Origin of the sequence: Bifidobacterium jacchi, from assembly GCF_009078285.1 — a bacterium.
In the GTDB taxonomy this organism is placed as follows: Bacteria; Actinomycetota; Actinomycetes; order Actinomycetales; family Bifidobacteriaceae; genus Bifidobacterium; species Bifidobacterium jacchi.
Genome location: NZ_RQSP01000055.1, coordinates 1 through 13,536, shown reverse-complemented (window position 1 = coordinate 13,536; position 13,536 = coordinate 1). Strand labels below are relative to the sequence as shown.

Annotated in this window: 10 protein-coding genes; 2 read left to right on the top strand and 8 right to left on the bottom strand. The window is 63.0% G+C overall.

From position 1 onward, the window contains the following. Positions 1-266, top strand: a 266-nt coding sequence (locus tag EHS19_RS11095; protein ID WP_206666353.1) for a hypothetical protein, incomplete at its 5' end; no start/stop codon positions are given. A gap of 757 nt (positions 267-1,023) precedes the next feature. On the opposite strand, the gene EHS19_RS09705 is transcribed toward EHS19_RS11095, so the two are convergent. The 5 genes from EHS19_RS09705 to kdpA all read right to left on the bottom strand — a co-directional run bounded on the left by EHS19_RS09705 (position 1,024) and on the right by kdpA (position 9,451). Further along, positions 1,024-1,740 carry a response regulator gene (locus EHS19_RS09705; protein WP_151917566.1) on the bottom strand — a complete coding sequence of 239 codons (717 nt, stop codon included), beginning with the start codon at positions 1,738-1,740 and terminating at the stop codon, positions 1,024-1,026. Positions 1,741-1,743: 3 nt separating this feature from the next. After that, positions 1,744-4,761, bottom strand: coding sequence for a DUF4118 domain-containing protein (locus EHS19_RS09700; RefSeq protein ID WP_151917565.1), 3,018 nt, complete (start codon positions 4,759-4,761; stop codon positions 1,744-1,746). A 188-nt stretch (positions 4,762-4,949) separates the two neighbouring features. Beyond that, entirely contained in the window at positions 4,950-5,579 is a 630-nt protein-coding gene (kdpC, locus tag EHS19_RS09695; RefSeq protein WP_241677201.1) for a K(+)-transporting ATPase subunit C, read from the bottom strand. Positions 5,580-5,607: 28 nt separating this feature from the next. Beyond that, positions 5,608-7,782, bottom strand: a complete 2,175-nt coding sequence (kdpB, locus tag EHS19_RS09690; protein WP_151917562.1) for a potassium-transporting ATPase subunit KdpB — start codon at positions 7,780-7,782, stop codon at positions 5,608-5,610. 1 nt (position 7,783) lies between these two features. Continuing rightward, positions 7,784-9,451, bottom strand: a complete 1,668-nt coding sequence (gene kdpA / locus EHS19_RS09685; RefSeq protein WP_151917560.1) for a potassium-transporting ATPase subunit KdpA — start codon at positions 9,449-9,451, stop codon at positions 7,784-7,786. Positions 9,452-10,444: 993 nt separating this feature from the next. Here kdpA and EHS19_RS09675 point away from each other — a divergent pair. Continuing rightward, entirely contained in the window at positions 10,445-11,293 is an 849-nt protein-coding gene (locus tag EHS19_RS09675) for an aldo/keto reductase (RefSeq protein WP_151917569.1), read from the top strand. 35 nt (positions 11,294-11,328) lie between these two features. Here the strand turns inward: EHS19_RS09675 and EHS19_RS09670 are convergent, their stop codons facing one another. From EHS19_RS09670 to EHS19_RS09660, 3 genes are all read right to left on the bottom strand, one after another. Then, positions 11,329-11,565, bottom strand: coding sequence for a hypothetical protein (locus EHS19_RS09670; protein WP_241677199.1), 237 nt, complete (start codon positions 11,563-11,565; stop codon positions 11,329-11,331). A 24-nt stretch (positions 11,566-11,589) separates the two neighbouring features. Continuing rightward, the gene (locus EHS19_RS09665; protein ID WP_241677198.1) at positions 11,590-12,477 is read right to left on the bottom strand and encodes a nitrilase-related carbon-nitrogen hydrolase; all 888 of its coding nucleotides are present in this window, start codon (positions 12,475-12,477) and stop codon (positions 11,590-11,592) included. A 63-nt stretch (positions 12,478-12,540) separates the two neighbouring features. Next, a complete protein-coding gene (locus EHS19_RS09660) occupies positions 12,541-13,395 on the bottom strand; it encodes an HAD family hydrolase (protein ID WP_151917556.1) in 855 nt (284 codons plus the stop codon). Between the last annotated feature and the right edge of the window lie 141 nt (positions 13,396-13,536).

Here is a 13,536-nt window from a genome sequence, read left to right as displayed (position 1 = left end):
CATGGAACGTACATCTGCGCGATCGTGTGCATACGACGTACACGAAGCGCGCGTTTCGCGCCCCCACGCATCCGTTGCATGCACACGATGCATCCGACGACATACGCTCCATGCACACGATGCCCACGGGCAGTCCACGCGGCATACGTCCGATGCACACGATAGGCAAAGGCATGATGAAAGACACAGCGAAAGGCACGGCGAGGCGCTCTCCAGTGAACGAAATTCGGGAATCGATGGCTGATCTCCCGAATCTTGTTCACTGAGCGGCCGGCAGCGATCAAAATTCGGGAGCAATGGGCCCGATTCCCGAATAATGATCACTGACGCCATCCCAGTGAACAACATTCGGGAGATGGCCGTTCTTTTCCCGAATTTTGATCGCCAACCATGGACCGGCGGCACGGACAGCGGCACGGACGATTGCGCACGGCAACGGTCCAGCAATCATGGACGCGCTGCGCGCGCAGTCTGCCGGTTCGCCGGCCGGCTCGTCCAAGCGTGGGCTTCTGTTCGATCAATGGCGTATTGGTCGACAATCGGCAACCAACATTCCGTTGCGGCGATAGCAGACGGCACAAAGCCGTCTCACAGTAGAGACGGAACAATAATAGAGACGGAACAATAATCAGGCCACTTCAAACACATACCCCGTCGTCCTGCGTCACAGACTCGCCGGGCTGCATGCGAACAGACCAGCGAGCCGACACACCAAGCGCAGCGCGCGTCCGCAATTGCAGACAGACAAAGCTGACTGGAGGGAGCGACAGCAGCTGGAGACCCTCAGTTATTTGCAACGCAGCCAGCTAGTGTCCTGCGTCAGAAATTCATTGACGAATTCACTACCCCTCAGTCCCGCTTCGCGGGCCAGCTTGCCGCAATCATGGTCGCGCTTCGCGCGCAGTCTGCCGGCTCGACTGTCGTCGAGCAACGTTGCCTACAAACAGCTCCGCTGTTTGCCTAACGGCAACGTCCTGACAGGGGAAGCCAACAATATGATCAACGAACTTCTGACGCAGCCAGCTAGTGTTCCTCGCTCGTCGAGCCGGGCACGTCGAGCCGGTATCCCATGCCCGATTCGGTCTTCAGATAGCGCGGGTGCGCCGGATCGGGTTCGATCTTCTTGCGCAGCTGCGAGATGTACAGACGCAGGTATCCGGTGTCGTTGACGTGCTGCGAGCCCCACACGGTGGTGAGCAGATCCTGACGGGTGACGAGCCGGCCGGCGTTGCGCACCAGCGTTTCGAGCACCTTCCACTCGGTTGGGGTGAGCCGCAGTCTGAGCTGACGGCCGGCATGAGTGCGGAACACCGCGTGCGCGGTCAGGTCGATGGTGATGTCGCCGAGCGTGACGGCCGGAGCGGAATCCTCCTGCCGTTCCTCGGGCACGCGGCGCAGAAACGCGCGGATGCGGGCGAGCAGTTCGTCGATCATGACCGGCTTGGTCACGAAGTCGTCGGCACCGGCGTCAAGCGCGGCGATCTTCTCGCGCGCGTCGGTACGCCCGGAAACGACGATGATCGGCGCGCGCGTCCATCCGCGCACGCCCTGAATCACACCCATGCCGTCCATCTTCGGCATGCCGAGATCGAGAATGAACAGGTCCGGCCTCTCGTCGACCGCCGCAGTGATGCATTCGACGCCATCGCGGGCGGTGACCACCTCGTAGCCCTGAGAGCGCAGCGTGATGCGCATGGCCTTGAGGAACTGCGGATCGTCGTCGGCCACCAGTATCTTCATGATCTACTCCTCCTGATGTTCGGTGACGAGTGCACCGCTGTCGTTCGTTGTCTGCTTACTGTTCGTTTGCTTACTGTTCGTTTGCTTACTGTTCGTTTGCTTACTGTTCATCTGATGACTGTTCAACTGTCTATCATCACCGGATCGGATTATGCCCTCGGCCACGGTGTCGTCACCGCTGGCGTTGGTTTTCCCCTCGGATTCGGCGTCTTTTGGCGATGCCTCAGCATGAACGCCGTCGGATCGCATGCCGTTCGACGAATCCGACAAAGGTCGATCGCTCGGCTGGTCGTCCGGCCGTTCACCGTTCGACGTATCCATCGACTGTTGCTGGCTTGGCTTCTCACCGCCGCGCATGGTGCCGTAGTTGATGAAGCGGTCGAGGCCGCGTTCCGAAGAGTCGCCCGTGCCCGGCAGCGGCAGGATCACGTCGGATACCGCGCCCGACATGTCAAGCGTGTCCTGCTGGAGGATGTCGGACGGGTCGGGACGCTCGTTCTTGGGAATGCGCTGGCCGACCGTAAGAGAGGGGTCGGCGGCGCGCAGCGTGATGACGATCGTGAGTCCTCCGCCCGGCGTGTCCTCGGCGGAGATGACGCCGCCCATCGATTCGACGAAGCCCTTCGACAACGCCATGCCAAGACCGAGACCGGTCGTGTTGTCGGTGTCACCAAGGCGGTGGAACGGCACGAAGATGTCCGGCTTGCGGTCGTCGGGAACGCCGGGGCCACGGTCGGCAACGCGAATCTCGACGATGCCGTTGAATACGGATGCGGCGATGCGCACGCGTCGGCCGTTGGGCGTGAACCGCATCGCGTTGGCGACGACGTTGGACAGCGCGCGTCGCAGCAGCGGCGGGTCCGCCACGACAAGAGGCAGATCGGGCGCAATGTCAAGATCGACCTGCCAGGGGCCTATGCCAAGCTCGTCGAACAGCGGCACGATCGCCTCGCCCACGTCGGTTGCGACGAGCATGACCGGCAATGCGCCCTCGCGCAGACGCGACACGTCGAGCAGATCGCTGACGAGGCGGGTGAGCTGACGCAGACCGTTCGACGCCACGGCGAGCAGATCGCGCCGATCATCACTGCTGAGCCGGTCGCCGAGCCGCTGCAGTCCGGAGACGGCGGCGGTGGCGGAGGCGAGCGGTCGGCGCAGATCGTGGCTGACCGCGTTGAGCAGCGCGGTACGCACCTTTTCGGCGGCCGCCAGCGGCTCCACCTCGCTGGCCTTGCGCACCAGATCGTTGTGTTCGATGACGCTGCGGATCTGCGAAAGAATGGCCATGAGCATACGCTGGTCGGATGCCTCGATGGTGCGGCCGTACAGTTCGAGCCTGGGCCCCTGATCGCCGAGAGCCACGGTGTCGCGTTCTTCAAGATCACCGGGCAGCGGCTCGCCGTCGGAGACGAGCACCTCGCCGTCGCGCACCACGCGCACGCAGTCGAAGCCGAACGCCTCGCGCGTGCGACCGACGATCGCCTGCAGCGGATCGTCGCTGTTCATGACGGCGCCGGCCACGCTGGCGAGCATCTCGGACTCGTTGCCGGCACGCTCGGCCTGCCGTGCACGCGCATCGGCACGATCGACCACGGCGGAGACGATGAGACCGACCGTGATGAACAGCACGATCGTGACCATGTCCTGAGGCCGCATCACATGGAACGTGCCCAATGGCTCGGTATAGAGCACGTCGAGCGCAAGGCCGCTGAGCAGAGCGGCGATCGTGGCGGGGATGAATCCGCCGATCACCGCGGAGATCACGACGAGCAGCTGGAGTATCAACGCGTCGCGTTGAGCCATGTCCGGGGAACTGAACATCGACAGCATCCACCATGCGATCGCGACCGATGCAAATGCGAACAGGATGCCGCCCGCCCTGCGACCGAACGCCATCGGCGTATGCCGGGCCGAGGAGAGACGAATGCCGCGATTGGCGAACGAATGCGTGACGATGTGCACGTCGATGTCGCCTGATTTGGCGATGATGCCGGTCGTGGCGGATGGCCGGCCGAACCAGCGGCTCAGGGCGCTGCGACGGGACACGCCGACGATGACCTGGGTGGCGTTGTTGGCGCGCGCGAAGTCGAGCAGGGCGTCGGCGATGTCCTCGCCGACGATCTGATGATACGTGCCGCCGAGCTGTTCGACCAGCGCACGCTGTTTGACGAGCAGGCCGGGATTCGAGCTGGACAGCCCGTCCTCGGAGGTGACGTGCACGGCGATCAGATCGCCGCCGCCGGAGGCCCTCGCCACGCGCGCGCCTCTGCGCAGCAGCTGCTCGCCTTCGGGGCCGCCGGAAAGCGCCACGATCACGCGTTCGCGCGTCTCCCACTTGGCTTTGATGTGGTGCTCGTCGCGATACTCCTTGAGTGCCTCGTCGACGCGGCCGGCAAGCCACAGCAGCGCAAGTTCACGCAAAGCGGTGAGGTTGCCGACGCGGAAGTAGTTGCTCAACGCCGCATCCACGCGATCCGGCTTGTAGACCAGGCCGGCGGAGAGACGTTCGCGCAGGCCCTCAGGAGGCAGATCGACGAGCTCGACCTGCGTGGCCGAGCGAAGCACCTTGTCGGGAACGGTCTCCTTCTGCGTGCTGCCGGTGATCTCACGCACCACGTCGTTCAGGGATTCGATATGCTGAACGTTGATGGTGGTGATCACGTCGATGCCGGCGTCAAGCAGGTCCTCGACGTCCTGCCAGCGCTTCTCGTGCACCGAACCGGGTGCGTTCGTATGGGCGAGCTCGTCGACGAGCGCCACGTCGGGATGACGCTGGATGACGGCGAACAGATCCATCTCCTCAAGCCACATGCCGCGATAATGGGTGCGGCGGCGGGGCACGCGCTCCAGCCCCTTTGCGGAGCGTTCGGTGGCCTTGCGGCCGTGGGTCTCCAACAGGGCGATGACCACGTCGCGCCCCTCGGCCTTGAGACGGCGACCCTCCTTGAGCATGGCGCAGGTCTTGCCCACGCCCGGTGCCGCGCCGAGCAGCACCCTGAACGTTCCTCGTGCCCTTGCCATGCCGTTGGCTCCTTTCCGTCCGCTCCCCCACAGGCCGATAACCTGAACGACCCTTGTAGGTCAACAATACGACTACAACAATGAAATGATGAAGGGCGGCACCCTGTGACTATGGGGTGCCGTCCTTCATCATTGTCACTCAAGCGCTCGGATCATGTACCGCAATCCGATACGCCTCAGCAAAACGCTCACTTGAGCGCGTCGAGATCACGGTTCAGCGTGACCACGTTGACGACGGACTCGCCGATGAAGCCGAGACCGCGGCCGGTGGTGTTCTTGCGAACCAGCTCCTCGACCTTCTCCTCACTCAGGCCGCGTTCCTTTGCGACGCGCTTGACCTGAATGGCCGCGTACGCGGGGCTGATGTTCGGATCAAGGCCGGACGACGATGCCGTGGTGGCATCGGCCGGAACGTCCTTGACGCTCACGCCCTCACGCTCGGCAATCGTCTTGCGCAGCTCGGTCACGGAGTCGATGAGCGACTTCTCGCTGTGGCCGTAGTTGGTGCCGGTGGAGGCGTTCGCCGCATAGCCCTGGTTGTCGGGCTCTTCCTCGGTGGCGTTCGGATCGGTGGCCGCGGACGGACGCGACTGGAAGTACTGCGGCAGCGCGTTGCCGTCGGCGTCGGTGAACGACTGGCCGATCAGCGACGAGCCGACCGTTTCGCCGTCCGCATTGGTGATCATGGAGCCGTTGGCCTGGTTGGGCATGCCCAGCTGGCCGATGCCGGTCATCACGAACGTGTAGACGATCACGATGACAGTGAACACGACCACGGCCTTGAAGCCGGCCCAGTAGCTACGCAGGTTCAATGACATGCTGTTCTTCATAATGACATATCTCCCGTCAGAATCCCGGAATGAGCCGGACGAACAGATCGATGATCCAGATGCCGACGAACGGCGCGACCAGACCGCCAAGGCCATAGACCTTGAGGTTGCGGCCGAGGATCTTCTCGGAGCCTTCCGCACGGTACTTGACGCCCTTGAGCGCCAGCGGGATCAGCAGCACGATGATGATCGCGTTGAAGATGATCGCGGAAAGCACGGCGGACAGCGAGCTGTGCAGGCCCATGATGTTGAGCACGCCGAGGCCCGGGAACTTCTCCATGAACATGGCCGGAATGATCGCGAAGTACTTCGCGACGTCGTTGGCGATGGAGAAGGTGGTCAGGGCGCCACGGGTGATGAGCAGCTGCTTGCCGATGGCGACGATATCGATCAGCTTGGTCGGGTCGGAGTCGAGGTCGACCATGTTACCGGCCTCCTTCGCGGCGGAGGTGCCGGAGTTCATCGCGACGCCGACATCGGACTGAGCGAGGGCGGGGGCGTCGTTCGTGCCGTCGCCGGTCATGGCGACGAGCTGTCCCTTGGCCTGCTCGGCCTTGATGTAGCGCAGCTTGTCCTCAGGCTTGGCCTCGGCGATGAAGTCGTCGACGCCGGCCTCGGCAGCGATGGCCTTGGCGGTCAGCGGGTTGTCGCCGGTGACCATGACGGTGCGGATGCCCATCTTGCGCAGATCGGCGAAACGCTCCTTGAGGCCCTTCTTGACGACATCCTTGAGCTGGACGACACCGAGCACCTTGACCTCGCCGTTGGCGTACTGCTCGGCGACGACGAGCGGCGTACCGCCCTGTCCGGAGATGGCCTCTACGCGCTCACGCATGGCGTCGCGCACCTCGGCGGCCATGGTGCCGCCCTCCTTGTCGATCCACGCCTCGACGGCTGAAGCGGCACCCTTGCGGATGCGGTCGCCGTTGGGCAGATCAAGGCCGGACATGCGAGTTTCGGCGGTGAAGGCGACCGGCGTGGAGCCGGGAACCTCGTCGAACTCCTGTCCCTCCTCGCGGGCCAGCGTCACGATGGACTGGCCTTCGGGGGTGGCGTCGGCGAGCGAGCTGAGAGCCGCGGCCTTGACGATCTCCTCGTGGGAGACGCCCGGCAACGCGTGGAACTCGGAGGCCTGACGGTTGCCGTAGGTGATCGTGCCGGTCTTGTCGAGCAGCAGCGTGGTCACGTCGCCGGCGGCCTCGATGGCGCGGCCGGAGGTGGCGAGCACGTTGTGCTGGACCAGACGATCCATGCCGGCGATGCCGATGGCGGACAGCAGGGCGCCGATCGTCGTAGGAATCAGGCACACCAGCAGCGCGATGAGCACAGTGAGGCTCACGGAGGTGCCGACCGCACCGGCCTGCGGGTTGATGCACAGCACGACGACGAGGAAGATGATGGTCAGCGAGCTCAGGAGCACGTCGAGCGCGATCTCGTTCGGGGTCTTCTGGCGGTTGGCGCCTTCGACCAGCGCGATCATCTTGTCGACGAAGGACTCGCCGGGCTTCTGGGTGATGCGCACGACGATGCGATCGGACAGCACGCGGGTGCCGCCGGTCACCGAGGAGCGATCGCCGCCGGATTCGCGGATGACGGGCGCGGATTCGCCGGTGATGGCGGATTCGTCGACCGAGGCGATGCCGGAGATGATGTCACCGTCGCCGGGGATGAGCTCACCGGCGGAGACGACGACCACGTCGCCGAGCTTCAAGTCGGAGCTGGGGATCTCCTCGATGTACGAGGGGCCTTCGCCCTTCTCCGGGCCGCGAACGTCGGGATCGTTCTTCTCGTCATAGCCGCGCACGATGCGCGCAGGGGTCGTGGTGCGGGTGCGACGCAGCGCGTCGGCCTGCGCCTTGCCACGGCCTTCGGCAACGGCCTCCGCGAGGTTCGCGAAGAGCACGGTAGCCCACAGCACGATGGCGACGATCCAGGTGAAGTACACCGGCTCGCCCTTGGCGAGCGACGGCACGAACAGCTGGCAGATGCCCAGCAGCGTCAGGAACGCGGCGCCGACCCAAACGATGAACATGACGGGGTTGTGCCACATGTTGCGCGGATCGAACTTGCGGAACGCATCCGGCAGGCTCTTGCCGAGCATCGCGCCCAGCGACTTGTTGTTGCTCTGCTTGACGTCGTTCGCGAGCGCGTTCGCGTCGACCGAGACGTCGTTCACAGTTGCGGAAGTCATATCAAGCCACCAAACCTTCTGCCAACGGTCCCAGAGCAAGCGTCGGGAAGAACGTCAGCGCGGAAATAATGAAGATAACGAATACGAGCAGACCGGCGAACAGACGCGTGTCGGTCTTCATCGTGCCGGAGGTGACCGGAACGATGTCCTGCTTGGCGAGGGAGCCGGCCAGAGCGAGCACCAGCGCGATCGGCAGGAAGCGGCCCAGCAGCACGGCAAGGCCGAGCATGGTGTCGAACCACGGGGTGTCGGCGCCGAATCCGGCGAACGCGGAGCCGTTGTTGTTCGCGGCCGAGGTGAACGCGTACACCAGTTCGGAGAAGCCGTGGTTGCCGCCGTTGTTCATCGAGTCGGACGCCTGCGCGAACGGCACGGCGGCGCTCAGGGCGACGCCTGCGACCACGACGATCGGCATGACGAGGAAGTAGAGCGAAGCCATCTTCATCTCGCGCGGACCGATCTTCTTGCCGAGGTATTCAGGCGTACGGCCGACCATCAGGCCGGCGATGAACACGGCGACGACGGCCATCACGAGGATGCCGTAGAGGCCTGCGCCCACGCCGCCCGGGCTGACCTCGCCGAGCATCATGTTGAACATGTACATCATGCCGCCGATGGCGGTGTACGAATCATGCATCGAGTCGACGGCACCGGTCGAGGTGGAGGTCGAGGTCGTGCCGAACATGCCGGACCAGACGATGCCGAAGCGGTTCTCCTTGCCTTCGAGCGAGCCGCCCGTGAGGGTGGTGATCGCGTCGTTGGAGAACGACTCGGCGGTGACGACCGCGAAGAAGCTGATCGTGAAGAGGATGACCATGGCGCCGAGCAGCGCGTAGCCCTGCTTGACGTTGCCGACCATGCGGCCGAAGGTGCGGGTCAGCGCCACCGGGATGCACAGCATGAGCAGAATCTCGATGAGGTTCGTCCACATGTTCGGGTTCTCATACGGGTGCGAGGAGTTGGCGTTGAAGAAGCCGCCGCCGTTGGTGCCGAGCTCCTTGATGACCTCCTGGGAGGCGACCGGGCCCTGCATGATCGACTGGTGGCCGCCGGCGATGGTGTTGACATCAACGAAGCCGGCGAAGTTCTGGACCACGCCGAGCGCGATCAGGATGATGCCCATGACCACTGAGATCGGCATGAGGATGCGCATCGTGGTACGGGTCAGATCGACCCAGAAGTTGCCGATCGTCTCGGACTTGCGCCATGCGAAGCCACGCACCAGAGCGATCGCGACGGCGATGCCGACGGCTGCGGACACGAAGTTCTGCACGGCGAGGCCGGCGAACTGGACGGTGTAGCCGAGCGTGACGTCAGGCGAGTACGACTGCCAGTTGGTGTTGGTGACGAACGATGCCGCGGTGTTGAACGCCAGCGGGCCGGGAACGTTGTCGAAGCCCAGCGAGAACGGCAGCCAGGCCTGAACGCGCTGGAGCAGATAGAGGACCAGGACGCTCAGCAGCGAGAAGCCGAGCACGCCGCGCAGATACGCCTTCCAGGTCTGGCCCTTCTTGGAATCCACGCCGATGATCTTGTAGATCCACTTCTCGAAGAAGAGATCCTTGTCGGACGTGAACACGTTGTACATGTAGTCGCCCAGCGGCTTGTAGATGGCCGCCAGGATGACGGCGACCAGCAGGAGCGCCATCACAGCGAAAAAGTAGACCATTTGATGAGTCCTTTGATTTCAGACTTCGGCCGGAAGCTCAGAACTTCTCCGGACGGCACAGCGAATAGATCATGTAGGCGATTCCGGCGAACCCGAGAATCACGCCGAGAACATCGAAAGCCGTGTTCATAGTCTGTCCACCCACTTTCCAAACAGATCGAACAGCACGAAGATTGCAACCGTGCCGACGACGTAGGCAACATCAACCCACCAGGGCATGTCCTTCTCCTTGTCATACGAACAAACCCGATGCCGTGCCACCGAAGCGTGCACCGGCCAAACCTCAGCCGATGCGCGCGACGGATGCTCGCCATCGGGTCATTGCATATCCAACTGTAAATGTGTGCAAATGGTAACGAGGGGGTATTTATGGTTCCCATACGCGCCGACGAACGCACAGCGGCGATTCACTAACGGTTTGCTAACACCGGCTGCTGGCACGGGCTGCTGACGTGGGTTGCTGACGTGGATAGCTGACGTAGTCGCTGACGTGGGTTGCTGACTTGAGGCGGTACTGACTTGGGTTGCTTACATGGGCTGCCGGCGTGCGTTGCTGTTGCTGACTTGGGCTGCTTGCATGGGATGCTGACTTGGGATTCTGACATGGGATGCTGACACCAGCCATTGTGTCGGTCAGCTCTCCAACCCACCAGCGCAAGATTTTCTCGGGATGATCGACCATTTCGAGAAAACCTTGCGCAAACCCGCTGCTCAGCGCAAGTATTTCTCGGGATTTGCCCTGAGTTCGAGAAAACCTTGCGCTAAGGGGGTCGTTTGCGCAAGGTTTTCTCGGGATTCCCCCTGAGTTCGAGAAAACCTTGCGCAAATCCGCTGCTGAGGGCGAATCCGCTGCTGAGCGCAAGCGCAGGAGGAATGTGAGGAAACGAACGCAGTACAGTATTGTCTCGGTATCGTGGGTCGTCCTGACGCCGATCGCACGATGCCGCGATCAGGCAACATGAATCTGGCGATCGAAAGGGAGCGACCATGACATTGATGGAACCGCCGGCAATCCCCACGCGCAAGGCGCATGACGGACTGGAGCTGCCGGCCATCGGATTCGGCACATACAAGGTGAACGGCTTCGCGGGCGCGGAGGCCATCAAGTCGGCGCTGGAAGTGGGCTACAGGCTCATCGATTCCGCGTTCAACTACGAGAACGAAGGCGTGGTCGGCAAGGCGATTCGCGAGTCGGATGTGCCGCGCGAGGAGATCATCGTGGCCTCGAAGCTGCCGGGCCGCCATCACCAGTACGATCAGGCGCGCGCCACCATCGAGGAGTCGGTGGCCCGCATGGGTCTCGACTATATCGACCTGTATCTGATTCATTGGCCGAACCCCTCGCAGGGTCAGTTCGTGGAGGCGTGGCAGGCGCTGGTCGACGCGCAGCAGCAGGGCATCGTCAAGCACATCGGCGTGAGCAACTTCCTGCCCGGCCATATCGACCTGCTCATCCGCGCCACCGGCGTCACGCCGGCCGTCAACCAGGTGGAGCTGCATCCGTTCCTCCAGCAGAACGAGCAGCGTGCCTACGATGACGCGCACGGCATCATCACCGAGGCGTGGAGCCCGCTCGGACGCGCCAACCAAATGCTCAAGGACCCGACCATCTTGCGCATCGCCGCCAAGCACGGCGTCTCCCCCGTGGCCGCCATCCTGCGCTGGCACCTGCAGCTGGGCGACGTGGCGATTCCGAAGTCCATGCACCGCGAGCGCCAGCGCGCCAACCTCGACCTGACCGGTTTCGCGCTCGACGAGCAGGACATGCAGGACATCGCCGCCATGGACAACCCGGAGGGCTACACCTTCGGTCAGAACCCCCACTGGCACGAAGAGGACTGATTTTACGCAGGAACCACGGCATCAGCCGGCAGTCATCAAGCCCCCTGCCGGCTGATTCCGCCCTTGTGGCCGGTGGCCTTGAATGGCTGTGTGTGTCGCTTCGACGGTTGCGAAGCACCACGCGCGGCCGATTTGCCCACTGACATCTGTTCATCCAAGGCATGGCTCTTCCCGCCATGCACACCGCCACGCATACCTTTGACCGGGTTGTTCTTGGCCCGCAGAGCCTTCAGCCACCGCTCATCCATAGCGTGTCCTCCAATGTCATTCATAAGCATCCTCATCTCAGCTGCGTCTCAGTAGCATCTCAGCTGCGGGTCGGCGAACCGCCGATTCTTCAGTACCGGCAATACCTCGCGTACTCGTTCAAGTCGATTCCGGTCCAGCACCGCTGTAATCAGACCAGATTGTGTATCGTCCGCTTCAGCCATGGTCTCGCCCATGGGATCGATGATGCGGCTGCATCCGATGTTGCGTTTGCTGACCTCACTGCACGCCAGCACGTAGCAGGTGTTTTCCACGGCTCGGGCCGCCGTCAGCAGCCTCCAGTGCCGTTCTTTGCAATCGCCGCGTACCCATGCGGCGCTGACCACGATTGCATCCGCACCGCGCACGGCCAATGATCGCGCGGTCTCCGGGAACCGCACATCGTAACAGGTCATTACACCGATCTTCCATCCGTCAATATCGACGATGGGAGGCAGTTGCGTCCCGGGCCGAACCACGTCGGATTCGCGTGCGGCAAACGCGTCATACAAGTGGAGTTTGCGGTAGTCGGCGATGATGTCGCCTTCGCGGATCACCAGGAAGGCGTTGGAGACGCGATTGTCCGGCTGAGCATCCCGATGATTGTCGGGGCGCCCCTCATCTTCTCGCATATTTCGCGCATCCGGCACGATGTGGACCGTCCCCATCAACGTGATGTGGCGTTTGGCGCTGATCCGCCGCAATCCCGTGACGAACGGACCGGTGATGGACTGCGCATGGGCGGCGGCGAACGAATCATCATCACCGTCACGCGCGATGAGTCCCTCGGGCAGCACCAGCAGTTTCGCGCCGTCCTGCGCCGCATCCCGCGCGAACGCATCGATCGATTCCAGATTGCGTTCCGGCTCCCGTGCAACCGTAAACTGTGCGACTGCCACCTTCAACTGGTCATCGGACGACGTTGCAATCATGTCCATACTCACGTCCCGCCAATCTCACGACGATTCCACCCACGACGATTCCACCCACGGCAACGCCGCTCACACCAAGCCGAGCGTCTTGAAGGCGTTGGCGATGCCGTCGTCGTGGATGTCGGTGGTCTGCATATCGCAGAATTGCTCGATGCCATGAATGGCATTGCCCATGGCCACGGACGTGCCGGCGGCCTTGAGCATGGCCGTGTCGTTGTCCGAGTCGCCTATGGCGATGGTATCGGCGATGTCGTATCCCAGCGCCGCGGCCACGTCGCGTACGGCGGTGCCCTTGTCGTAGCCGTTGATCAGCAGCTCGCCGTTGTTCGGCGAGATCTTGTCGTACGAGCCGTGCACGAGTTCGAACCACGGGCTCAGATCCCGTTTGGTCTCCTCGAACGTCACATCCGGGTCCGGGCCGGTGAAGTACGAGCCCTTGCTCGCACGAATCACATGGCCCAGCGTCGAGCCGGCCGGCACCTCCACTTCGTCGATGAGGTGCCAGAACCGCGCGAACTCGCCGCGATTCCACGTCTTGCCCTTCGACTCCAAGTGACGGCGATAGCCTTCGGAGATGTACATGCCGTCCGCGCCCTGCCACTGATAGTTCTCGATGTGATGCGCGCGGAAATACGCCATTGCCGCATCAATCGCCTCGGCCGGCACGAGATGCCGGAACAGCAGCCGGTCCCCCACATTCGCCTGCGCGCCGGCCACGGAGACCACGCCGTCGAAGCCGAGGTCGAGGATGCTGCGTTCGATCTTCGGCATGGACCGCCCGGTGCAGATGAACAGCCTATGCCCGTTGCGCTGCGCCTCGGCACACGCCTCTCGCGCCGAAGCGGGCACCACATGGTTCTCGTCCGCCAACGTGCCGTCGATGTCAAGAAACACCAGTTTGCCTGTGGTCGTGCCTGTGGTCATCAGAGGTCTCCTCACCGCATAATCAAGCGCGTATTCGTGCCGAACCCGCTTCATCCAACAGTTGAAATCCAACAGTCGAATATACGCCGCCGAGGTGCCTCATTTGAAAATGAGCGCGAAATCCGGAGTGGTGCCTCACTT

Bases quoted from the DNA above. Each gene is read 5' to 3' on its own strand.
- EHS19_RS09705 (WP_151917566.1), bottom strand. From the start codon at position 1,740: ATGAAGATACTGGTGGCCGACGACGATCCGCAGTTCCTCAAGGCCATG.
- EHS19_RS09700 (WP_151917565.1), bottom strand. From the start codon at position 4,761: ATGGCAAGGGCACGAGGAACGTTCAGGGTGCTGCTCGGCGCGGCACCG.
- kdpC (WP_241677201.1), bottom strand. From the start codon at position 5,579: ATGTCATTGAACCTGCGTAGCTACTGGGCCGGCTTCAAGGCCGTGGTC.
- kdpB (WP_151917562.1), bottom strand. From the start codon at position 7,782: ATGACTTCCGCAACTGTGAACGACGTCTCGGTCGACGCGAACGCGCTC.
- kdpA (WP_151917560.1), bottom strand. From the start codon at position 9,451: ATGGTCTACTTTTTCGCTGTGATGGCGCTCCTGCTGGTCGCCGTCATC.
- EHS19_RS09670 (WP_241677199.1), bottom strand. From the start codon at position 11,565: ATGAATGACATTGGAGGACACGCTATGGATGAGCGGTGGCTGAAGGCT.
- EHS19_RS09665 (WP_241677198.1), bottom strand. From the start codon at position 12,477: ATGGACATGATTGCAACGTCGTCCGATGACCAGTTGAAGGTGGCAGTC.
- EHS19_RS09660 (WP_151917556.1), bottom strand. From the start codon at position 13,395: ATGACCACAGGCACGACCACAGGCAAACTGGTGTTTCTTGACATCGAC.